This is a genomic window from Streptacidiphilus anmyonensis (assembly GCF_000787855.1).
Lineage (GTDB): Bacteria > Actinomycetota > Actinomycetes > Streptomycetales > Streptomycetaceae > Streptacidiphilus > Streptacidiphilus anmyonensis.
In genome coordinates, this window is the sequence record NZ_BBPQ01000007.1 from 106,050 (window position 1) to 128,637 (window position 22,588).

The following is a 22,588-nucleotide window of genomic DNA, read 5'->3' on the forward strand; positions in this document are numbered from 1 at the left end:
GGGAGTTCACCGCACGACGTAGACGAAGCTCATCATCCCGTTGTCCTCGTGCGCGGCGATGTGACAGTGGAACAGGTAGCGGCCCGTGAAGTCGGTGAAGGCGATCCGGACCACCACGACACCCGGCCTTCCGTGCACCGTGTAGGGGATCGGGACGATGTCCTGGACGTGCGTGTACGGCTGGGGGCGGCCGTTGACGGACATCACCTGGAAGTAGGACACGTGCAGGTGGAACGGATGGATCTCACGGCTGGCGTTGACGACGGTCCACTCCTCCACCGTGCCGAGCCGCGCGGGGGTGGCGAAGACCGACGGGTCGTCCCCGGAGAACTCCCGGCCGTTGATGTAGAAGGTGTTCCCGTCGGCGCTCTCCGACAGCACCACCGTCCGGTGCCGCGCGATCCTCGCCCGGCTCAGGTCCGACGCGGCTGTCGGGATGCGTCCGGTGACCGTGGGCAGTTCGGCGGCGCGCGGGCCGTGCACGTCCAGCAGCAGCAGCCGGGCCTGCGGGTAGGAGTCGCCCTGCGGCCCGGTGGTGTAGGCCAGGGTGCGAAGCCAGGCCCGGCCCGGTCGGGGGCAGGCGGTCACCAGGACGTCGAAGCGCTTCCCCGGCGGCATCAGCAGGTTCGTCGTCACCGTGACCCTGGCCACCGGCGCGCCGTCCTCGCCGACCACGGTGAAGCGGTACCCGTCGAGCTGGAGCTGGTAGAAGATGTCAGCCCCGGCGTTGACGAGGCGCCACAGCTGCGTCTCGTCCGGGCGCATCGAGAGCACCGGGCGCAGTTGGCCGTCGACGAGTCGGACGGTCGGGCTGTCCGAGTTGATCGCGGTCGTGGCGGTGTTCTGGACGATGTGACCCTTCCAGTCGATCTGCATGTCCTTCAGGACCAGCGTGTGCGCGGTGACATGGCGCAGTGGGGCGGGGAGCAGGCTCCGGTCGTCGCCGACCACGATCGCGCCACTGAGCCCCGCGAAGATCTGGTTCTCGACGTCGCCGACCATGGGCGAGGCCATGTCCGGTCCGCCCGCGGACCTGAAGGGGCAGGTCTTCCCCATGGCGTGGCTGTGGTACCAGTACGTCCCCTGCTGCTGGTCCCGGGGGATCCGCAGCAGGTACGTCGCCGTGCTCCCGGCCGGGACGCAGCGGAACGGATCGTCCGCCTCTCCGGCCGGGGACACGTGCATTCCGTGGACGTGGAGATTGGTCGCGACGGTGAGGTGGTTGACGAGTCGGATGACCACGCTCGTGCCGGGCTCCAGCCGCAGGGTCGGCCCGATGTAACGTCCGTCGTAGGACTGTCCGTCCACCTCACGGCCGGAGATGTCGAACCGGGTCCGGTGCGCGTCGAGCGTGATCCGCACGACGTGGCGGTCCGGTGCGTCCGCGTCCACGGGATCCCGCAGGGGTGCGCCGGCCCTCATCCCCCTCTCCTGCTCGGCCGTCGTCGGCACCGGTTGGGATGCCGCGACCGCAGGGCGCACACCCGTTCCGGTGGCGAGCGTCACCAGCACGGCGACCAGGGCGAGAGCCGTGCGCCGCAGGGGCCGCCGGGCACGGCCGGTCCCTGGGAGGGGCGTCCGGGCCCGCAAGGGCCCGGACGTCTTGTCGCTCGCGCGTTCCACGCGGGTACCTCCGGAATGCGGGTCGATGCCTGGGCTTCCCTTTCGGGGGATCCGCAGACTGCTACCCGGCCCGCCGGCCGGGTGGCCGCCGGCCCTGCGAAGATCACCTGAAAGGCACACGCCGAGCGAGCGGCCCCGGCAGGGCCGGATTGCAGGTCGCGCACGTCGGTCGCAGGCTGAATGAACGTTCATGCGGAGGTGCGCGATGAGCTGGACCACGACCGACATGCCCGACCAGCGCGGCCGCACTGCTGTCGTCACGGGGGCCAACGGCGGGCTCGGACTGGTGACCGCCCGGGAACTGGCCGCGAAGGGCGCGCACGTCGTCATGGCCGTGCGCAACCAGCAGAAGGCCGCCGCCGCGGTCGAGGACATCCGGGCACACGTGCCGGACGCGTCCCTGGAGCTGGTCGCCCTGGACCTGTCCTCGCAGGCCTCCGTGCGGGAGGCGGCGCGGCACGTCCTGGACACGCACGACCGGCTCGACCTCCTGGTCAACAACGCGGGCGTCATGGGAATCGCCGAAGCGAGGACGGTCGACGGCTTCGAGATGCAGTTCGGCGTCGACCATCTGGGCCACTGGACGCTCACCGCCCTGCTGCTGCCCGCGTTGCTGCGGACACCCGGGTCCCGCGTCGTGACGGTGACCAGCACCGCGCACCACATGGGCCGTCCCGTCGACGTGGCCAACCCGCACCTCAAGGGCCGCTACGGGCCCTGGCGCGCCTACGGTCAGGCGAAACTCGCCAACTTCCATTTCGGGCTCGGGCTCCAGCGTGAACTGGAGCGCGCGGGCGCGCGCACCGCGAGCCTGATCGCGCACCCCGGGCTCTCCGACACGGACCTGCAGGCGGTCAGCGTGGAGGGCTCGGGCGGCGGCGCCTCCCAGCGCTTCTTCCACGTCATGGCCCGCCACACCGGCATGTCCGCCGCCGACGGAGCCCTGCCGCAGCTGCGCGCCGCCACCGACCCGGCGGCGAAGGGCGGCGAGTTCTACGGCCCCCTGTTCGTCAACAACGGCCCACCGGTTCGCAAACCTGTCCTGCGCAGGATCGGGATGGACCGCGCCGTGGCGAAGCTCTGGGAGGTCTCCGAGCGGGAAACCGGCGTCGCCGTCGACGTGCGCCCCGCGGCCCCCTGAGGGGCGGGCCGGTCCGGCGACGGAGGGCGCGGCAGCAGGAGCGAGCCGGATCCCGGACCGCCGGGGCGTCCGGCACGGTGCCGTCGCGCCGACGTCCGACCGAGGAGCGGTCGTCGCGCCGCCTGCCTCGCCGCCTCAGCGTGGGTAGGTCCGCCGTCGGCTCCGTGCCGCGGCCAGACCGGCCGCGGACGCGCGGGCCGCTGCCAGCAGGTGGGCCGAGCCCCACGCCTGCGCGGTGCGCTCGGCGAGGGCGTAGTTCTCCGCCGCCGCCTGCTCCTCGCCCAGGAGCCGCTGCAGGTCGGCGAGCGCGTGGGCCAGGGGGCGGGTCGCGTAGGCCGCGCCGGCCGCCCCTGCGAGCTGCTCGCGGATCGGCAGCAGGTGGCCGACCAGCGCGGCGGCGGTGTCCGTGTCGCGGTGCAGGACGGCGAGTTGCGCGCGGAAGTCGAGCTCGACGCCGTACAGGTGGTCGGTCACCGGTTCCGGTGGGCAGCGCACCTCGCGCGCCTCGTCGAGCCGGCCCAGACGGGCGAGGACGAGGGCCAGGGCCACGCCGGTCGGTTCGCCCGAGGCGTCGTAGACCGCGCGCACCGTCGGCTCCAGCTCGGTCAGCCGGCCCTGGGCCAGCCGGATCACGATCATCCCGAGCGTGTGCAGGCCCGGAGCGTGCCGGGCGCCGACCCGCTGCAGCAGTTCACCGGCCTCGGCGTAGGCAGCCGCGGCCGCCTCGAACCGGCCGGCGACGGCCTCCAGCATGGCACCGGTGGTGCAGTTGACGCCTTGCGCCCACAGCATGCGGTAGCGGCGGGCGAGTTCGAGCCCCTCGTCGGTGTGCCGACGCAGGCCTGCGGCGTCGTTGCGGGCGGCGGCGGCCATGCCCGCGCCGTGCTCGCACACCCACCGGTAGGCGGGCAGGTCGTGCGCCTGGGCCAGTTCGCGCAGTTCGGCCAGGAGCGGCTCCCGCGAGCCCGCCTGCGACTCGTGCGGCAGCAGCTTGGTGGAGGTCATCAAGGCGGCTGCGAGCAGCCGGGGTTCACCGCAGGAGCGGGCCAGTTCCAGTTGCTCGCCCGCGGCCTTGACGGCTCTCGGCGTGTCGACGGCCGCCGCCTCGTCGGTGAGCACCTGCAGCAGGCGCGCCCGTGTCGGGGTGCCCAGGCCGGGGCGTGACGCCAGACGTTCCAGCCGGGTCAGGGAGACGCGGTCGGGGAAGCCCTCCAGGCGGCTGCGCCAGGGGGAGGGCTCGGTCCAGGCTGCGTAGACCGCCGCCACGAGGTCGTCGCGGTCGGCCCGTTCGGCGAGCTCGACGGCGCGTCCCCGGGTGTGCCGGGCCGCGTCCGTCGAACCGGCGCGGATCTGCGCGCCCAGGAGCCGGACGAGCAGACCGATCAGCGGATCCGGGGTGGCTGCCGCGTCGCTCGAGGTGGCCGTCTGTACCTCGATCGCCTGCTGGATCAACCCGACCGCGATGTCGTGGGCGTAGCGGCGCTCGGCCAGTTCCGCGGCGCGCAGCGCGTAGTCGACGGCCAGCGGGGCGTTCGCCGGGGTGCCCGATCGGGCGAAGTGGTGGGCCAGCGCGGCGAGGTCGTCGGGCCGGTGCCGACGCAGCGACTGGGCGATGCGGGCGTGCAGGCGGGCCCGGCGCACCCCGGCCAGGTCGGTGTAGACGGTGTCGCGGACCAGGGCGTGGACGAAGCGGACGCGACCGGGCGCAGGTTCGGTGAGCAGGTCCGCCGACACGGCGGCCTCCAGAGCGTCGAGCACCTCCTCGTCCGGCTGGTCGGACGCGTCGAGCAGGAGCGCGGTGTCGGCCTCCAGGCCGGCCGCGGCGGTGAGGCCGAGCACTCCCCGGGTGCCGGGGGACAGCAGGGCGAGACGTCGGCGCAGCACGTCACGCACGCCCTGCGGGACGTCGCTCACGGCCACCAGCGCGCCCTCGCTGGCCAGCAGCCGTGCGCTCTCCAGGACGTAGAAGGGGTTGCCGCCGGTGCGCCGGGCGAGCGCGTCGACCGTCGTACGGTCCACGGGCCTGCCGCAGACCGCGTCGACGACGGTGGCCACGTCCCGCGATCGCAGTCCGCCCAGGGTGATCCGGTGCGGGGAACGGGTGGCGAGGACGGCGAGGGTCTTCCCCAGGTGTTTCCCGGTCTCGGCGGGCCGGTAGCTGGCGACGGTGAGCACGGGGGCGTCGGACACTGCGGCGGCCGCCTCGAGCAGCGCCAGCGTCTCGCTGTCGGCGCGGTGCAGGTCCTCCAGGATGACGGCCAGGGGCGCGGAGCGGGCCGCGTCGCGCAGCCAGGCGGTGAAAGCCCGGTGCATCCGGAAGCGGCCCGCGGTCGCGTCGTCGCTGACCTCGCTGACCTCGCCGGGGCCTCGCTGCGCCTCGCGGAGCAGCACCGCGAGTTCGTGCGGCCGCCGTGGCGGGACGTCGCGGGCGAGCGTGCCCAGGGCTTCCACCCAGGCCCAGGCCGGCGGCGCGCCGTCGGCCTCGGAGCAGTGCCCGACCACGACCCGCCAGCCGGCCGCACGCAGGCGTCCGGCGAGCCGGTCCAGCAGGGCCGTCTTGCCGGCCCCGGCCTCGCCGGTGACCAGCGCGACGCCGCCGGCCTCGCGGCGGGCCAGCGCGGCCTCCTCCAGCGCGCGGATCTCCTCGTCGCGGCCCACGAACAGGCCGCCGGGCAGGGGCGCCGGCGCGATCGGCGGCGTCGGCCCAGGATCGGGGACCGCCGCGCGCAAGACGTCGAGGCGCTGGGCCAACACGGCCCGCTCCAGATCCACGAGCGCCGGACCCGGGTCGCAGCCGAGTTCCTCGCGCACCGTGGCCGCCGCGCGCCGCAGCGACGCCAGCGCGTCGCCCTGACGCCCGCAGGCCCACTGGGCCAGTGCGAGCAGCCGCCAGCCCTCCTCGCGCAGGGGGTTCGCCCGCACCAGCGCCTCGGCCGCCAACGCGGCCTCGGGCGCACGGCCCAGGCGCAGGTCGGCTGCCGTGGCCAGTTCGCGTGCCTCGGTGTGCAGTTGGTTCAGACGCGCGACCTCCGGCGCGGCCCACTCCTCGTCGGCGTTCTCCGCGTACGCCGGACCCTGCCACCAGCCGAGCGCCTCGGTGAGCAGCCGCCGGGCCTCCTGCGGCGGCGCGCCGCGCGCCAGGACCACCCGTGCCTCGAACCGCCAGGCGTCCACCGCGTCCTCGGGAAGCCGCAGGGCGTACCCCGGGGGCGCGGTGACCAGAACGGACGCCGGGGTCCGGGGCCGGCGCGCCGGTTCGAGCGAGCGGCGCAGGTTCGACACGTACGTCTGGAGGGAGACGCCCGCCTTGGGTGGTGGCTGGCCGCGCCACAAGCGGTCCGCCATCCGTTCGAGCGGGACCATGTCGCCTCGGGCCGCGACGAGCAGTGACAGGACCGCCCGCTGCCGCGGGGCGCCGAGATCGAGTGGTGTTCCCTTCCGGTCGGCGCCCAGCGACCCCAGGATTCGAATGCGCAGCACGCCGGGGAAATCTACCCGAACTGTCGGGCGACGCCCGCCATGCCCGTGCCAAGCGGACGGCAAGCAGCCGCCAAGCGCTCGCACCGAGCATCGGGGCCGTAGCCGAAATCCGAGCCCGTGCCGTCCTGTCCGGGCCCGACCGATGGAGCAAGCCCGCGTGACCCCGAGCACCACCACACGTCAGATCCCGGCCGAGGGACGTCCCTTCACGCAGGAGATGGTCGTCGTCCACCGCGTCTTCCGCCGGGAGGCGGCACTGCTGCCGCGGCTGGTCCGCGCCGTCCCCGAGGGCGACACCGCCCGCGCGGGACTTCTGGCGGCCTACGTGCGCGAGTACCTGGATGGCCTGCACATCCACCATCGGACCGAGGACGAGCTGCTCTGGCCGTTGCTGCGCGCGCGGGTCGAGCAGGGCGACCTGGTCGCCCGCATGGAGGAGCAGCACGAGCTCATCGACGCGAGCCTGGCCGCGGTCACCCGTCAACTGCCGCTCTGGGAGCGCGTTGCGGACCGCACGACAGGGGATCCCTTGGCCGCGGCCCTCGACGACCATCACGCCGTGCTGCTGCGGCACCTCGACGACGAGGAGCGGTTGCTGCTGCCCCTGGTGACGGACCACCTGACCGTCGCGGAGTGGTCTCTGGTCGGCAAGCGCGGCATGGAGCACATCCCGAAGGAGAAGCGTCTGCTGGCCCTCGGGGCGATCCTGGAGGACGCCACCGAGCCGGAGGCGGCCTTCTTCCTTAGCCAAGTGCCCGCTCTCGGACGACTGCTGTGGCGTGTCGTCGGCCGTCGCCAGTACGCCGCGCACTGCCGCGAGCTGCGCGGAGCGCTGCGCCCCGGGCACGGGGAGCACCGGCCGTGACCGTTCTCGACTCCCTCCCCGTCGAGGCGCTGCGCGCCCTGGACGCCTACCGCACCTGCGAGTTCGCCACCCTGGCCGGTGACGGCACGCCCGTGGCCTGGCCGACCGCGGTGCGCCGACGCGACGACGGAACCCTGCTGGTGACCACCTCCGTCGCGTTCGTGCAGAAGGCGCTCAACGTCCGCCGGGACGACCGGGTCGCGCTGCTGTTCTCCGAGCCGACCGGCAGCGGGCTCGACGACCCGCCGCAGATCCTGCTGCGCGGCCGGGCCGTCTGCACTCAGGAGCCGGTCGGCAGCCCCCGGGGTGCGGAGGAGTACTGGCGCATGCTCTTCGAGCGCCAGCCGCACAGTCGCGCTTATGTCCGCCGCCCGGTGCGGTCGCTGATGGACTGGTACTACCTGCGCCTGCTGATCACCGTCACCCCCGAGCAGGCGGTGGTGCGCGGGCCGTCGGCGTCCCTGCCGCCGGTGCCGGTGCCGGTGCCGGTGCCGGTGCCGGTGCCGGTGCCGAGCGGTGCGGAACCCCTCACGCTCGCGGGAGCGGAGCAGCTGGGCCGCTACCCGACCGCGGTGCTCGCCGCCCGTGACGCCGCCGGCGCGCCGGTCCTCGCCCGCACCCGCCCCGTCGCGACGCGGGACGGTTTCACCGTCGCGCACCTGCCGGACGACTGCGCGCCGGCCCCCGGACCGGCGTCGCTCCTGGTCCACCGGCACGACGAGCGGCTGAACGGCATGCACAACGCGCTCGTCCGCGGCGTGCTGCGGGCCGACGGCGACGGCTGGCTGCTCGCGCCCACACGCGTCGTCGAGCCGATGGGTACCGGCAGTCCCCGCGACGCGGTGCGCGTCCTGCGCCAGGTCCGCGGCGCCACCCGCCGCTACTTCGACCGGAACGGCCTGGAACGCCCCCGGGTCCACTGGGACGAGTTCCGCGCCCTCGCCGCGCCGGAGCGGCCCGCGACCGCGACGAACGACGGTGCGCGGTCACAGGCCCGCGCACAGGACCGCTGACCCGGTCGCGTGCCCGAGGCAGTGATCACCGACCCGTTCGGGCCAGGAACACCTCGTCCACGTAGCACCACCCCCAGCTCTCGCCCTTCTTCAGGGTGCGGGCGAGCGGGTGCCCGGTGCGCTCCGCGTGCTCGTGCGCGTGCCGGCCCGGCGAGCTGTCACAGCACCCCACCTCCCCGCACACCAGGCACGCGAGGAGGTTGACCCACGTGTCCCCCCTCCGCAGGCACGCCTCGCACCGGGCGGGCTGTGCCGCCGGCGCGCGGGCCGGCGCGAGGTGGTCGCAGGTTCGGGTGCGCGCCGCACCCGGCGGCTGTTCGACGTGCCACTCTTCGTCCGCCTCGCTCACCCCACCAGGAGACCACGGACGCGCCCCCGGGCGGAGCTCGTCGCCTTGTGCGCGGGGTCGGGTCAGGGCAGTCGCTGCTCCGCCCAGATGATCTTTCCGCGGTCGGTGTAGCGGGTGCCCCAGCGCTCCGACAGGTGGGCCACCAGGAACAGGCCGCGCCCGCCCTCGTCCGTGGTCGCCGCGTAGCGGACGTGCGGCGAGGTGCTGCTGGCGTCGGCGACCTCGCAGACCAGGGACCGGGTGCGGAGCATCCGGACCGTGATCGGGCCGCTCGCGTAGCGGATGGCGTTGGTGATCAGCTCACTGAGGATCAGTTCGGTGGTGAACGCCAGGTCGTCGAGGTCCCAGCGGTGCAGCTGCCGCGTCGCCGCGGCGCGGACCTCGGCGACCGCGGCCGGGTCGCCCGGGACGTCGAAGGCGGCCACGTGGCCCTTGGGGAGCCCTCGGGCGCGTGCCACCAGCAGGGCGACGTCGTCGGGCGTCTCGCCGGCCCCCGCGTCGGGCAGCAGGGCCGAGACCAGGGCGTCGCACAGGCGGCCGGGCGGCAGGTCCTCGTTCTGACGCACCGCCTGGAGCAGCCGGTCCAATCCCTGGTCGATGTCGTGGTCCCGCCGTTCGACCAGCCCGTCGGTGTAGAGCAGGAACCGGGCGCCGTCGGGCAGCGGCAGCTCGACGGTCTCGAACGGCATCCCGCCGAGGCCGAGCGGGGGACCGGCCGGAACCTCGGCGAACGCGGCCCGGCCGTCCGGCTGGACCAGCAGCGGCGGCAGGTGGCCGGCCCGGGCCACCTCCAACTGCCGGTCCACCGGGTCGTAGACGGCGTAGACGCAGGTCGCGCCGATGATGTCGCTGTGGCCGCCGGCGGCCCCGCGCTCCTCGTCGAGGCGGCTGACCAGGTCGTCCAGGTGCGCCAGCAACTCGCCCGGCGGCAGGTTGAGATGGGAGACGTTGTGGACGGCGGTGCGCAGCCGTCCCATGGTCGCGGCGGCGCTGAGGCCGTGGCCGACCACGTCCCCGACGACCAGGGCGACCCGCGCGCCGGACAGGGGGATGACGTCGAACCAGTCCCCGCCCGCGCCGGCCTGCGCGGGGAGGTACCGGAACGCGGTGTCGAGCGTCTCGAGCCTCGGCAGGTCCCGTGGCAGCAGGCTGCGTTGCAGCGCGGCGGCGAGGATCTGATTGCCGCTCACCGCCGACACGATCTGTTCCTGGCTGGCGTAACGCGTCTCGAAGACGCCGGCGTTGCGGCCGAGCCGCAGCACGGCGACGCGGTCGGCGACCTCCACCACGTCGTCGATGTTGTGGCTGACCAGGACGATCCCCAGTCCGCTGTGACGCAGACGGCGCACCAGGTCGAGCAGGAGGGCACTCTGCTCGGGGGCCAGCCCGGCCGTGGGCTCGTCCAGCAGCAGCAGAGCCGGATCGTCGATCAGCGCCCCGGCGATGGCGACCGACTGGCGCTCGGCGGCGGTCAGGGCCGCCAGCGGGGTGCCGAGGTCGGCGATCGGCACGCGCAGGCGGTTCAGCAGTCCGCGTGCCCGCTGCTCCATGCCGATCTCGTCCAGCATCCCGAAGCGCCGCAACTCCCGCCCCAGGAACAGCTGGGAGGTCACGTCGAGGTTGAGGCACAGCTGCGGTTCCTGGTGCACCGCGGCCACGCCGAGCCGCCGGATCGCGCGCGGTCCGCGCAGGTCCACCGGCCGACCGTGCCACCGGGCGACGCCGCTGTCCGGCGCCTCGACCCCGGCCATCACCCGGATCAGGGTGGACTTGCCGGCGCCGCTCTCGCCGGCGACGGCGACGACTTCGCCCGCGTGCACGTCGAGGTCGACGTCGACGAGCGCGCGCACGGCTCCGAAGCGCTTGGAGACGCCTCGCAGGGACAGCAGCGGTGGTTCGGCCATGCGGTGCGAAGTCCTCTCCCGGTGCGGATCCCTCCAGTCTCCCGCGAAACGCCCCTCCCGCCGATACCCCCGTGCGGGGCCTGTCCACACGCGGGCTAGGCCGAACGGACCCTCGGCCGACGGCGTGCGGATCGGGGTCGCCCTAGACTCGGGGTGATCAGACCCGGGGTGATCCCGCGTGAGCTCTGCTGCCAGGAGGTCCGGATGATCCGGCACACCCGACTCGCCACCGAATCCCCGGAGTACCTCGCCGCCCGGGAGGAGCTCCGCCAGGCCGAGATCGACCTGATGCGCCACCGGGAGCGGGTGGCGGCCCAGCGCCGCGCACTCCCGCAGGGGCCGCCGGTCGACGACTACGCCTTCCTCGAGGGGCCCGCCGACCTGGACGCGGGCGACACCCCGGTGCGCCAGGTCCGGCTGAGCGAGCTGTTCACCGCCCCGGACCGGCCGCTGATCGTCTACCACCTCATGTACGGCAAGAAGCAGACCGACCCGTGCCCGATGTGCACGCTGTGGATCGACGGGTTCAACGGCGTGGCCCGCCACATCACCCAGAACGCCGACTTCGCCGTCGCCGCGGCCGCCGACCCGGCGGCGTTGCGCGAGCACGCGCGCAACCGCGGCTGGGACCGGCTGCGGCTGCTGAGCTGCGGCGACAGCAGCTTCAAGTACGACCTCGGCAGCGAGAGCGAGGACGGCGTCCAGGACTCCACCGTCTCGGTCTTCACCCGGGACGCCGACGGGACCGTCCGGCACTTCTACTCCGCCCACCCGCGGATGGCCGAGGACATCGACCAGCGCGGCATCGACCTGCTCGCCCCCGTCTGGCACCTCCTCGACCTCACCCCGGGCGGGCGCGCGGACTGGTTCGCCGCACTGGACTACTGACCGCCATCGGCGACGTTCGCCGGCGACCTTCACCGCCGAGGGGCGGCCTCGGCGCAGGCCACACAGCGGGTGGCGGCGGGGCGGACCGCCAGGCGCTCGGCGGGGATGGGCGAGTGGCAGACCTCGCAGCGACCGTAGGCACCGCCGTCCAGGCGCTTCATCGCGTTCTCCAGCTCTTCCAGCTCCTGGCGGCCCTGAGCGAGCAGGGCGGCGACGTGCGCGCGCTCGAACGCGGTGCTGGACCCCTCCGGGTCGTGTTCGTCGTCCACGGCGACCAGGGCGTTCGCCTCGACGACCGTCCGGTACTCGCGCTCCAGGGCGGCGATCCGGGCACGGACCTCGGCCTGCTGGGAGACCAGCAGGTCACGGGCCTGGTGGTGGTCGGAGGACCGGTGCGACATCTCGCCTCCTTCCCACGGCTTGAGACTCCCACGCCTGTCATACCCGCTACGGCGTACGACACCCGGCCGCGGTCGTCCGGCGGGCCGGTCGACCGCGGCCGGGTGCCCCGGGCTGCCGACCTCGTCTGCTGCTCTACCTCGTGCCGGTGGAGGCGACCAGTCGGCCCCCGACGAAGGTGTGGGTGGGCATGAGGTCGCGCAGCACGTCGTCGGGGCAGTGGGCGGGGTCCCGGTCCCAGACGGTGAGGTCGGCGAGCCGGCCCGGGGTGAGGGTGCCGCGCAGGTGCTCCTCGCCGAGGAGCCGGGCGGCGTTGGCGGTGTGCAGGGTGACGGCCTCGTCGTAGGTGATGGCGTGCTCGGGGCCCTTGACGCCGATGACGGTCTGCCGTGTGGTCATGCCCCAGACCGAGCGCATCGCGCCGAACTGGCCGACGGGAAAGTCGGAACCGGCGCTGACCTGGGCGCCGAGATCGATCCAGCCCCGGGCGGGGAAGAGGCGCGCGACACGTTCCGGGCCCCAGAAGCCCTCCTCCACCTCGGCGGTGTCGTGCAGCAGCGGCTGCTGGATGGTGACCGGGATGCCCAGGGCGACGGCGCGGGCGCGCTGCTCGGGGCCGGCCAGGCCGCCGTGCTCCATCACCAGCGTGCCGGCGGGCAGGCCGGGGTTGCGCGCGAGGACGCGCTCGTAGACGTCGAGGAGGGTGCGGACCGCCCGGTCGCCGTAGGCGTGCGTGCCGACTCGCCAGCCGCGGCGCACCACCGCCTCGACCGCCTCGACCAGCGCGTCCGGCTCCCAGGTGAGCATCCCGGAGAAGGAGTGGTCGCAGGCGTACGGCTCCTCGGTCGCCCCGGCCTCCAGACCGCCGTCGAGGCCGAACTTCACGCCCCAGACCGAGAGCCATTGGTCGGAGCTCTCGCGCCACTCCTCCATCACGTCGAGCAGGTCCTCCACCGGGGCCGCGCTGGTCAGACCGAGCGCCGAGATGAGCACGCGCACGCGGGTGCTGAGCGCCCCGGCCTCGCGGGCGGCCAGGAGCACGGCGTAGTCCTCGGGGGTGACCGCGCAGTCGCGCACGGTCCCGATGCCCGTGGCGGCGTAGTCACGGCTGGCCAGGCGCAGTCCGTCGACGCGCTCGGTCCGGTCCGGGGCCGGGACGAGGTGCTCGACCAGGTGCAGGGCGTTGTCGATCAGCCGGCCGTTCAGCCTGCCGTCGGCGCCGCGGCCGATGACGCCGCCCGGCGGTGCGGGGGTGTCCTCGGTGACGCCCGCGAGGCGGAGCGCGTAGCTGTTGACGACGTCGTTGTGCCCGCCGCGCTTGACCAGGACCGGGTGCCGGTCGGTGGCCCGGTCGAGTTCGGCCGCGGTGGGCATGCGGCGTTCGGCGAGATTGAGTTCCTGCCAGTTGGTGGTGGTGCGGATCCACTCGCCCTCGGGGGTGACGGCGGCCCTCTGCCGGATCAGGTCGAGGAACTCGGGGATGTTCCGGGCCCGGTGGACCGGGACGTCGTGGGCGCCCAGCGCCGCGAAGACCAGGTGGGTGTGGGTGTCGTCGAAGGCGGGCAGCACGGTGGCGCCGGGCAGGTCGAGCACCTGCGTTCCCGCGCCCACCAGGTGGTCGAGGCCGCCGGGGTCGGCGGACACGGCGGCGACACGGCTGCCGCGCACGGCCAGCGCCCGCAACGGGCCCTGGCCGGGCACCAGGCTGTGCACCGCGCCGGCGCGGATCAGCAGGTCGGCTCCGCGATCGGTCATCGTCTTCTCCCTCGACTGGAAGCTGTGTCGTTCGGTGATGAGACTGTTGTAGGAGCCGGCCGGGATTTCCCTGCCAAAGTGAAGGCTGGAACGCAGAAAGTACGCCAGCCTCGCGGCCTATCATGCTGATCATGAGACAGGCCCTGGACGAGACGGATCGGCGGATCGCGGCCGCGCTGGTCGCCTCGCCGCGCGCCTCCTGGCGCGAGGTGGCCCGCTGCCTGGGGCTGTCGGAGCGCACCGTCGTGCGCCGGGTCGCCCTGCTCTACGCCGACGGCACCCTGCGCGCGACCGCCGTGCGCAACCCGGCGCGTTTCGCCCACCTGGTCCCCGTCGTCCTGCGCATCCGCTGCCGGCCCAACAGGATCCGTCAGGTCGCCCAGGCGCTCGCCCGCCGGGACGACACCGTCTGGGTGGACATCCTCGGCGGCGGCGACGAGATCTCCGCGGTCTTCTTCCTGGAGGGTCCGGAGGCCCGCAACAGCCTGCTGCTGCGCGATCTGCCCGCCACCGACGCGGTCGGCTCCTGGACCGCCCACACCCTGCTGCGCGTCTTCCCCACGGCGTTCCGTTGGACGGCCGGTCTCCTCTCACCGGCGGAACTCGCCGCGCTCGCCGAACCCGCCACCTCGGCCCCGGATCCGGGTCCGGCGTCCCCGTCCCCGCCGCCGACTCAGTCCTCCACGCAGCATCACGACGTCGACACCGCGTTGATCGCAGCTCTCACCGAGGACGGCCGGGCCACCTACACCGACCTGGCCCGCCGCGCCGGCACCACGGCGCTCACCGCCCGACGCCGGCTGGAGTCCCTCCTCGCCGGCCAGGTGCTGCGCCTGGCCACCGAGCTCGATCTCGCCCTGCTGGGCGCGCAGACCGAGGCGCTGCTGTGGATCGCCGTCCGTCCGGGCGCGCTCCAGGAGACGGCGCAGACCCTGAGCGGCCACCCGCACGTCCGGTTCTGCGCCGCGACGACGGGTCCCGCCAACCTGGTCGTCGCGGTCGCCGCCGCGGACCTCGACGCGCTGTACACCTTCCTCACCGACGCCGTCGGCCCCTTGGAGGCGGTCACCGCCATCGACGTCACCCCGCTGCTGGCGACGGTGAAACGCACGGGACTGCTCCGCCACTGATCCGGCACTGATGCTGCGTCAGCCGAGCGCCCGGTCGAGGTTGAAGGCAGCGCTGATCAGCGAGAGGTGGGTGAACGCCTGGGGGAAGTTGCCGAGTTGCTCGCCGGTCGGGCCGATCTCCTCGGCGAACAGGCCGAGGTGGTTGGCGTAGGTGAGCATCTTCTCGAAGGCGAGCCGGGCCTCCTCCAGCCGACCCGCGCGGGTCAGGGCCTCCACGTACCAGAAGGAGCAGATGGAGAAGGTGCCCTCCGGGCCGTGCAGACCGTCCGGGCTGGCCGTCGGGTCGTAGCGGTAGACCAGCGAGTCGGAGACCAGATCGGCGCTGAGCGCGTCCAGGGTGGAGATCCACTTCGGGTCGGTGGGGGCGATGAACTTCGACAGCGGCATCATCAGGAGGGAGGCGTCCAGCTCGCCGTCGTCCAGCGACTGGACGAACGCCTGGCGCTCGGCCGACCAGCCGCGCTGCATGATCTGCCGGTAGATCGCGTCGCGGGACTGCCGCCACAGCGGCAGGTCGGCCGGCAGGCCGCGCCGGTTCGCCATCCGGATGGCCCGCTCCAGCGCCACCCAGCACATCACCCGCGAGTACACGAAGTTGCGGCGGCCCGCGCGGGTCTCCCAGATGCCCTCGTCGGGCTGGTCCCAGTGGCCGCAGAGCCAGTCCGCGACCGCGCCGATCTGGTCCCAGTCGGCGCTGCTGATGGGCCGCCCCCACTTGTCGTAGAGGTAGATCGAGTCGATCAGCGCGCCGTAGATGTCCAGCTGGAGCTGCCCGGTGGCGGCGTTGCCGACCCGGACCGGCGCGGAGCCGAGGTGGCCTTCCAGGTGCGGCAGCTGGAACTCGGGCAGTTCGCTGCGCCCGTCGATGCCGTACATGATCTGCAGGGGCCCGGTGGCGGCGCTGCCGCTCCTCATGCGTTCGCAGAGGAACTCGATGAACGCCTCGGCCTCCGAGGTGAACCCGAGCCGCAGCAGCGCGTAGACGCAGAACGCGGCGTCGCGGACCCACACGTACCGGTAGTCCCAGTTGCGCTCGCCGCCGAGCTGCTCGGGGAGGCTGGTGGTGGGGGCGGCGACGATCGCGCCGGTCGGCGCGTAGGTGAGCAGCTTCAGCACGAGAGCGGAGCGGTGCACCATCTCCCGCCACCGGCCGTGGTAGCGGGAGCCCGACAGCCAGTGGCGCCAGAACCGGACCGTCGCCTCGGCCTCCGCCTGGGCCTCCTCGCGCGGACACGACCGGGTCGGGACGCCGTCGGTGATGTGGTCGAGCGCGAACACGTGGGACTCGCCCTCGAGGAGCTTGAACCGCGACCACACGTCCGTCCCGTCGCACTCCAGCGGTGCGGTGGCCGTCAGCGCGAGGGTCAGCGAGGGGGAGCGGAACACCGCGACACGGCTTTCGAGCTCGGCGGTGTGCTTCTCCGCGCCGTACCCGAAGCGCGGGGCGATCCGTGCCCGGAAGGGGAGGGTCCCGCGGACGCAGAGCACCCGCCGGATCAGCCGGTGCCTCGCGCCCTCGGCCGCGCCGGCCGTTCCGGCGGACCCGTCGGCCACGGGCATGAAGTCCTGGATCTCCGCCACCCCGTCGGCCGAGAAGAACCGCGTGATCAGCACGTTCGTGTCGGGGAAGTAGAACTGCCGGGTGCGTGTCGCGACGTCGGCGGCCAACTGGAACGAACCGCCCCGGTCGGCGTCGAGGATGGACCCGAACACGCTGGGCGCGTCGAAGCGCGGACAGCAGTACCAGTCGATGGTGCCGTCCGTGCCGACCAGCGCGGCCGTCCGGAGATCGCCGATCAGGCCGTGCTCGGCGATCGGCATGTAGCGACAGTCGTCCACCGGCTCGAAGCCGGTCGTGTCGAACGCCATCTCGGCCTCCCTGCCGCTGCGGCGCCGGTGCGGGGATGAAGCCTGGCCTTCCATGCTAGTCCGGACCGGATCTTGCAGCGCTGCGGGCCGCGTCGGCCGACGGGATCAGTCGGCGCCGTCGGCGCGGGTTTCCGTGGGCGTCGCGGCGGGCACTCCGGCCCGTGTCTCGGTCCGTGTCTCGGTCCGCGCCTCATCCGCCGACGCCCTGGCGTCGCGCGCCGCGAGGTGCGACGAGTGCTGTGCGAAGCCGTCGGGGTCCGTCAGGGCCGGCGGCAGACCGCTCAGCGGGGCCTGGCGGACGTCGGAGACGATGCGCCCGTCGACCAGCCGGACCACCCGCTTCGCGTGCCGGGCGACCTCGTCCTCGTGGGTGATCAGCACGACCGTGCGCCGCGCGGCGTTCAACCGGTCGATGATGGCCAGCAGTTCGTCCGTGCTGTGGCTGTCGAGGTTGCCGGTGGGCTCGTCCGCCAGCAGCATCGAGGGAGTCATCACCAGGGCGCGGGCCACGGCGATCCGCTGCTGCTGACCGCCCGACAGTTCGTTGGGCCGGTGCCCCGCCCGGTCCAGCATCCCGACCAGGCTGAGCGCCGCCAGCGCGCGCCTGCGGCGCTGCTCCGGCTTCACCCCGGCGTACGCCAGGGGGAGTTCGATCTGGTCGAGCGCGGTCATCCGGGGCACCAGGTTGAAGGACTGGAAGACGAAGCCGACCTTGCGGTTGCGCACCAGCGAGAGCTGCTGCTCGTCCATGTTCCCGACGTCGACGCCGTCCAGCAGGTAGCGGCCGGAGGTCGGGGCGTCCAGGCAGCCGACGATGTTCATCAGCGTCGACTTGCCCGAGCCGGAGCTGCCCATGATCGCCACGAAGTCCCCGGCCTGGACGGTGAGGTCGAGGCCGAGCGCCCGCCCCTCCGCGTCCGTGGGGCCGGTCAGGGCGTGGACCACGGCGTCCCCCATGCCGTAGGTCTTCACCACCCGGCGCAGTTGGACCACGGGCACGGGCACCGGTACGTGCGCGGGCGCGGACGGCGGCGGAACGACGGACTGCGACGGAGGCCCCTCGGGCGCGAGGCCCGATTCCCCGGGCGGCCCCGATTCCCCGGGTGATACCTGGCCTCGGCGGCGCAGCGACGGCAGCCGCGGGGTCATCCCCGCCCACCTCTGCGGCGGACGCCGCCTGTCGTGGTTGCAGTCACCCGGACCTACTTTCCGCCGTCAGCAGATACCAGGCATTGTCCACCCCGCCCGTCAGGACCGAAACGGTCGCGCGCGGACCTGTTCGCGGGTTTCCGCGGCCGAGCCCGAGGGGCCCGCCCGCCTGTCGCGGTCCTAGCGTGGGCGGGTCCGCTCGGAGACCGTCAGCGCCACGGAGCTGTAGACGGCCAGCAGGATCAGCAACCCTCCGGTCACCCAGTCCGCGACGGCCGCCTGGCCGGCTTCGGAGTAGTGGGAGTAGCCCACGGCCCACGGCGCGACCACGAGCCAGACGCCCGACAGGCCGACGACCACGTCGCTGGCCCTGCCGGTCTTCGTGCGGGCCAGGCGGGCGATGCCGTTGAGGAGCACCACGATCCCGACCATGATCTCGTTGAGGTGGGCTTCCTGGGCCTGGTAGGTCATCGGGTAGTCGAGCACCGCGATCGTCGCGTACAACCACACGCCGATCAGGATCAGCGGATAGCCCACGGCCTCCCGCTGGTCCGCCCACCACAGGTGCCGGGGTGGGACGATCCTCTCCCAAGGGACAACGTCACGCGTCCGGGTCGACGTCAGAAGCGCCATGGCAACCCCTCCGGTTCGGCTGACGGGGGCGCTGCTTGCAGCGGCATCACCGGCCCGCGGCAAGCGAACCTCTGTCCTTGGATTGTCGCTCCGCCCGGATCACCACGCCCGGTGGGGGCGCCCGCCCCGCACCCGGCGCTCAGGGACGCGCCGCGCCGCTCGCGTCGGAGCCATGGGGCCCGGGTTACCGCCGAACGGGTGACCATCCCCGGCGCGGTCGGCGCGGTCGGTTGCAGCGCCTCAGCGGTGGGCGGTGCTGCTGGTGTGGTCCTCCCACTGGAAGGCGGGGTCGAAGGGGTTCGAGACGCAGGACGCCCGCATGGCGTCGTAGTAGTCCTCGCTGTAGCGCGGCCACAGCTGCGCCAGGGAGGCGCGCAGAGCCGCCGTGGCTGTGGTGATCTCCGCCGCCGCCGCGGCCGGGCCCGCCGCCCGGTCCTTGACGGAGTGCAGGGCGGTCAGCAGCGAGCGCAGCTCCTGGTTCCAGCCGACGCGGGTGGTCTCGGGGGAACTGAGGAGCTTGGCCTGGGCCGCCGTGACGATGCCGGCCATCGTGTCCGCGGGCAGCGGGCGGTCCGTCGATGTCTTGCGCAGCAGCTGGTCGACCGCTTCGCGCCCCTGCTGCGGCCGCTCGGACGCGAACGCGCGGACGAGGGCGTCGGCGGTCGCGGTCTGGGCCTGCTCCAGGCCCAGAATCACCGCGTTGATCCGAGACTTGAGCGCCTGGACGTAGGCCAGGCACGCCGCGTCCTCACCCTTCGTCTGGGCCTTGCTCGCCCTTTTGATGGCGTCGCCGGTCGGGTAGTCCGCCAGGGCGATGTCGCCGTTCTTGGTCCAGTGGACGTATCCCTTGGGCCCCCGGACCCGCACCTTGTCCCTGCCCAGCGTCCCGAGCGTAGCCGCGAGCGTCTGCCCGTATCCGCCCTCGGCACCCGCCCAGCAGGCGACCAGGGTGAGCTGGTCCCCGCTCTGGAGCCCGCGGCGCACCAGCTCCGCAGCCAGATTCTCCGGGGACCAGCCCTCGAGTTCGTTGTGCACGTTGTTCCCGACGACGTAGTTCTCGCCGGGCGCCCGCACCGCGACCCCCACTCCCGTGAAGGTGCAGGCTTGACGCGCGGTCAGCTTCTCCAGGGCCGTGACGGTCTCCTGGAGCTCGAGGTCCGCGCGGATGTCGCGGTAGTTGTCCGAACCGTCGTGGTACTCCCTGTGCAGGATCACTGCCAACCCCCACCCGAAGTCGATGCCCGGGCGCGCCCCCCGCCCCGGGTCCTTCGGCCTGACTACCCCGGCTCACCGATCCCGACACTTTGGATGCGAGTGGCCAGGGAGGGATTGACGTACTGCCCGACGGCGACGCGCTGGGAGCTGACGGCCATGTCGTCATCGATCTGCAGCGTGGCGGAGCCGACTGAGGCTGGTGGCGGGCCGGCCCACATCGGCTGCCCCGAGGCTGCCCCGAGTGACAAGATCACACAGTCCACTCGTAGGATCAGCGTTCGCACTCTTTGCAGGTCGCGGCCGGTCGTTGTGCCGGCGGGGATCCGCCGGAAGCGGACGTCCGTGCTCGTCCGGGAATGCTGCCGGACCACCGGCGGGAGGCGAGCCAGTGGTGTCCACGTCCACAGCGACAACCGACAGGTCAGGCGAGGCGGGTGCCGCAGCGTCGGGTACGGCAGCGGCGGGTGCCGTCGCGGTACCCGCGCAGTCCAGCGGCCCCGCCCGGCGGCGGCCGGAGGAGAGAGCCGGGCCCCCGTGGGTGCCGGTCGCGCTGTCCGTCGCGGGTGTGCTGCTGATGGTCCTGGTCGCCATCGCGGCGCCGAACGACCACACCCTCGACCGGGCCATGCCCCTGCTGCGGCTGCCCGCGCTCTCGGGTCCCGTCTCCACGTTCCTGACCTGCGCGGCGATAGCCGCGCAAGGGATGGGTCTGATCGGGATGCTGTCCGCGGCCGGACGCGGGTGGCGGCCGTCTCCGCGCAGGCTGCTCGCCGCCGGGGGAGTCGGCGCCTGCCTGCTGACCCTCGCCACACCGGTCGGCTCGGCGGACATGGCGAGCTACGCCGCCTACGGCAGGATCGCCTCGCTCGGACTCGACCCCTACCGCGTCGTCCCGGCCGACCTGGGCGGCGACTACGCCCGCCTCGTCAGCAGCAGCTGGTTGCGGACCCCCTCGGTCTACGGGCCGGTGGCCACCTTCGTCCAGCGGCTCGCCGCCGACATCGGCGGCGAGCGCGTGCTGGTGACGATCGGTGTGCTCATGGTGGCCAACACCCTCGTCTTCCTCGCCACCGGCCTGATCCTGGTCCGCTCGGCGGCCGACCGCGGCCGGGCCGCGCTGCTGTGGGCGGCCAACCCGCTGCTCCTGGGGATCCTGGTCGGTGGCGGCCACCTCGACACCTATATCGCGCTGTTCGCCGTCTCCGCGGCCGTCCTCGCCGAGCGGCGACCGGACTGGCAGGGCGAAGCGATGGTCGGCCTCCTGCTCGGGCTCGCCTGCGGCGTGAAGATCAGCGCGGCCCTGCTGGTGATCGGTCTGACCTGGCCGCTGCTGATGCGACGCGACTGGAACCGGCTGCTGATCCGCGCCGCCAGCTGTCTCGGCGTCATCGTGCTGCTGTACGCACCGGTCGGCCTGCACGCCCTCGCGCCGCTGTCCGAGGCGTCCCAGCTGGTCTCCGCACCGTCGATCTGGCAGATCCCGCAACTGGCCGGCCGTCTGCTGAACGGCCCCGCCGTCGCGGCGACGCTGACCGGGGTCGCCTGGCCGCTGCTGATGCTGGTGCTGGCACGACTCCTGATGCGCCGCCGCGGGCACCCGACACGACGGGACCAGCTGGAGCAGCCACGGACCGCGCAGGCCCTGGCGCTCGGCTGGAACATCGCCGCGCCCTGGTGCATGCCCTGGTACACCGCGATGACCTGGCCGCTCGCGGCCCTGCTGCCGCGCGCCCGCACCGACTACCTCCTGACGGCGATCACGCTCGGGCTCGCGCTGGCGCACAACACCGGCGGACACGGCTGGAGCTGGTAGTCCGATCACGGCCTGACGCTTGCGGCTGGTGGGCGAGGCCTGCCGGGCTGCCCCGATCCGATCACTCGGACGGCTGCCGGCCTCCTGTCCCGGCCGCAGGACGCGTTTGCCGGGTGACCTGGCAGGTGACCTGGCACGTCCCGGGGGCTGAACCGGGCGCGGCGTGCGGGGACGCCCCCGCACCCCGGAGTGCGCGGCGTCCCGTTCCCCCCGAGCATGAAGCCGTACACGGTGGCAGAAGGCGCCGACACAGGCGCCCGCACGGGAGGTCCGACAGGCGCATGAAGGCGTTCGTGATGAGGGAGATCGGGCGCGTGGGCGTCATGGACAAGCCCGTGCCGCGGCCCGGTCCGAACGACGCCGTCGTCCGGACCACTCGGGCCCTGATCTGCACCTCGGACTCGCACACGGTGGCGGGCGGGATCGGCCCCCGGGAGAACCTGACGCTGGGCCACGAGGCGGTCGGCGTCGTCCACGAGGTCGGCGACGAGGTCAGGGACTTCCGCCCCGGCGACCGGGTGCTGGTGGGCGCGATCACCCCCGACTGGGGGGACCGGGCCTCCCAGAACGGATACCCCTCGCAGTCGGGCGGCCCGCTCGGCGGCTGGAAGTTCGCCAACGTCAAGGACGGCGTCTTCGCCGAGTACTTCCACGTGAACGAGGCCGACGCCAACATGGCGCACATCCCCGACGACGTGTCCGACGACGCGGCGGTCTACTGCGCCGACATGCTCTCGACCGGCTTCATGGGCGCGGAGCACGGCGACATCCCGATCGGCGGCACGGTCGCCGTGCTCGCCCAGGGGCCGGTCGGGCTGATGGCGACGGCCGGGGCGCGGCTGCGCGGCGCGGGCCTGGTCGTCGGCGTCGAGTCGGTGCCCACCAGGAAGAAGCTGGCCCGGCTCTACGGCGCGGACGAGATCGTGGACTTCACCCAGGAGGACGTCGTCGCGCGGATCCTGGAGCTGACCGATGGCCAGGGGGTCGACACCGCGATCGAGGCGCTCGGCTCCGACGCCACGTTCCAGACCTGCGTCAAGATCACCAAGCCCGGTGGGACGGTCTCCGTCACCGGCTACTTCGGCGAGGGCGAGTTCGTGCGGATCCCCAGGGTCGAGTGGGGCGTCGGCATGGCGGGCAAGACGATCGCGACCGGGCTGTGCCCGGGCGGGCGGCTGCGCATGGAGCGGCTGCTGCGGGTGCTGCGGTCCGGGCGGCTCGACCCCACCCGCATGACGACCCACCAGTTCCCCTTCGACGAGATCGAGCGGGCCTTCGAGGTCATGGACAAGAAGCTCGAGGACGTCGTCAAACCGCTGATCGTCTTCTAGGGCGACCCCGCTCCCGGGGCGAGGTCGCCGG

At 73.4% G+C, this 22,588-nt stretch carries 16 protein-coding genes and 2 pseudogenes; 7 read left to right on the top strand and 11 right to left on the bottom strand.

Going from position 1 to position 22,588, the window contains the following annotated elements:
• Nucleotides 1–6: 6 nt before the first annotated feature.
• Nucleotides 7–1,422, bottom strand: coding sequence for a multicopper oxidase family protein (locus tag TR50_RS10235; protein WP_042418061.1), 1,416 nt, complete (start codon nt 1,420–1,422; stop codon nt 7–9).
• 406 nt (nt 1,423–1,828) lie between these two features.
• Between TR50_RS10235 and TR50_RS10240 the strand changes: the two genes are divergently transcribed.
• Entirely contained in the window at nt 1,829–2,764 is a 936-nt protein-coding gene (locus tag TR50_RS10240) for an oxidoreductase (protein WP_042418064.1), read from the top strand.
• A 135-nt stretch (nt 2,765–2,899) separates the two neighbouring features.
• Here the strand turns inward: TR50_RS10240 and TR50_RS10245 are convergent, their stop codons facing one another.
• Nucleotides 2,900–6,244, bottom strand: coding sequence for an ATP-binding protein (locus TR50_RS10245; RefSeq protein ID WP_236654357.1), 3,345 nt, complete (start codon nt 6,242–6,244; stop codon nt 2,900–2,902).
• A gap of 157 nt (nt 6,245–6,401) precedes the next feature.
• Between TR50_RS10245 and TR50_RS10250 the strand changes: the two genes are divergently transcribed.
• Together TR50_RS10250 and TR50_RS10255 are read left to right on the top strand one after the other, a co-directional pair.
• Nucleotides 6,402–7,109, top strand: coding sequence for a hemerythrin domain-containing protein (locus tag TR50_RS10250; RefSeq protein ID WP_236654358.1), 708 nt, complete (start codon nt 6,402–6,404; stop codon nt 7,107–7,109).
• Nucleotides 7,106–8,122, top strand: a complete 1,017-nt coding sequence (locus TR50_RS10255) for a pyridoxamine 5'-phosphate oxidase family protein (RefSeq protein ID WP_063775046.1) — start codon at nt 7,106–7,108, stop codon at nt 8,120–8,122. The genes TR50_RS10250 and TR50_RS10255 overlap by 4 nt, the downstream gene beginning before the upstream one ends.
• Nucleotides 8,123–8,147: 25 nt before the next feature.
• On the opposite strand, the gene TR50_RS10260 is transcribed toward TR50_RS10255, so the two are convergent.
• The 3 genes and pseudogenes from TR50_RS10260 to TR50_RS48625 form a co-directional block, all read right to left on the bottom strand.
• Nucleotides 8,148–8,471 carry a UBP-type zinc finger domain-containing protein gene (locus tag TR50_RS10260; RefSeq protein ID WP_042418067.1) on the bottom strand — a complete coding sequence of 108 codons (324 nt, stop codon included), beginning with the start codon at nt 8,469–8,471 and terminating at the stop codon, nt 8,148–8,150.
• A gap of 62 nt (nt 8,472–8,533) precedes the next feature.
• Nucleotides 8,534–9,643 (bottom strand): annotated as a pseudogene (locus tag TR50_RS42430) (SpoIIE family protein phosphatase); the annotation flags it as partial.
• Nucleotides 9,644–9,871: 228 nt separating this feature from the next.
• A pseudogene (locus TR50_RS48625) lies at nt 9,872–10,375 on the bottom strand (ATP-binding cassette domain-containing protein); the annotation flags it as partial.
• 204 nt (nt 10,376–10,579) lie between these two features.
• On the opposite strand from TR50_RS48625, the gene TR50_RS10270 reads away from it, so the two are divergent.
• On the top strand, nt 10,580–11,263 hold the full coding sequence (locus tag TR50_RS10270) for a DUF899 family protein (RefSeq protein ID WP_152648340.1): 684 nt from the start codon (nt 10,580–10,582) through the stop codon (nt 11,261–11,263).
• Nucleotides 11,264–11,292: 29 nt separating this feature from the next.
• On the opposite strand, the gene TR50_RS10275 is transcribed toward TR50_RS10270, so the two are convergent.
• Both TR50_RS10275 and TR50_RS10280 read right to left on the bottom strand, forming a co-directional pair.
• Nucleotides 11,293–11,664 (bottom strand): TraR/DksA family transcriptional regulator, encoded by a 372-nt coding sequence (locus tag TR50_RS10275; RefSeq protein WP_042418078.1) that lies wholly within the window; start codon nt 11,662–11,664, stop codon nt 11,293–11,295.
• A 133-nt stretch (nt 11,665–11,797) separates the two neighbouring features.
• Nucleotides 11,798–13,417 (bottom strand): amidohydrolase, encoded by a 1,620-nt coding sequence (locus TR50_RS10280; RefSeq protein ID WP_042418082.1) that lies wholly within the window; start codon nt 13,415–13,417, stop codon nt 11,798–11,800.
• A 131-nt stretch (nt 13,418–13,548) separates the two neighbouring features.
• Here TR50_RS10280 and TR50_RS10285 point away from each other — a divergent pair, with 131 nt between their 5' ends.
• Complete coding sequence (locus TR50_RS10285) at nt 13,549–14,547, top strand: Lrp/AsnC family transcriptional regulator (protein ID WP_042418338.1); 999 nt, start codon at nt 13,549–13,551, stop codon at nt 14,545–14,547.
• 18 nt (nt 14,548–14,565) lie between these two features.
• Here TR50_RS10285 and TR50_RS10290 read toward each other — a convergent pair whose 3' ends face one another.
• From TR50_RS10290 to TR50_RS10305, 4 genes are all read right to left on the bottom strand, one after another.
• Nucleotides 14,566–16,416 carry a glycoside hydrolase family 15 protein gene (locus tag TR50_RS10290; RefSeq protein WP_042418085.1) on the bottom strand — a complete coding sequence of 617 codons (1,851 nt, stop codon included), beginning with the start codon at nt 16,414–16,416 and terminating at the stop codon, nt 14,566–14,568.
• A 105-nt stretch (nt 16,417–16,521) separates the two neighbouring features.
• Entirely contained in the window at nt 16,522–17,421 is a 900-nt protein-coding gene (locus TR50_RS10295; RefSeq protein WP_236654359.1) for an ABC transporter ATP-binding protein, read from the bottom strand.
• Between the two features lie 324 nt (nt 17,422–17,745).
• On the bottom strand, nt 17,746–18,198 hold the full coding sequence (locus tag TR50_RS10300) for an SPW repeat protein (RefSeq protein ID WP_084700050.1): 453 nt from the start codon (nt 18,196–18,198) through the stop codon (nt 17,746–17,748).
• A 240-nt stretch (nt 18,199–18,438) separates the two neighbouring features.
• On the bottom strand, nt 18,439–19,413 hold the full coding sequence (locus TR50_RS10305; RefSeq protein WP_042418091.1) for a hypothetical protein: 975 nt from the start codon (nt 19,411–19,413) through the stop codon (nt 18,439–18,441).
• 538 nt (nt 19,414–19,951) lie between these two features.
• Here TR50_RS10305 and TR50_RS10315 point away from each other — a divergent pair.
• Nucleotides 19,952–21,226 (top strand): MptA/MptB family glycosyltransferase, encoded by a 1,275-nt coding sequence (locus TR50_RS10315; protein ID WP_042418097.1) that lies wholly within the window; start codon nt 19,952–19,954, stop codon nt 21,224–21,226.
• 296 nt (nt 21,227–21,522) lie between these two features.
• Nucleotides 21,523–22,557 (top strand): NAD(P)-dependent alcohol dehydrogenase, encoded by a 1,035-nt coding sequence (locus tag TR50_RS10320; protein WP_304941200.1) that lies wholly within the window; start codon nt 21,523–21,525, stop codon nt 22,555–22,557.
• Nucleotides 22,558–22,588 lie beyond the last annotated feature (31 nt).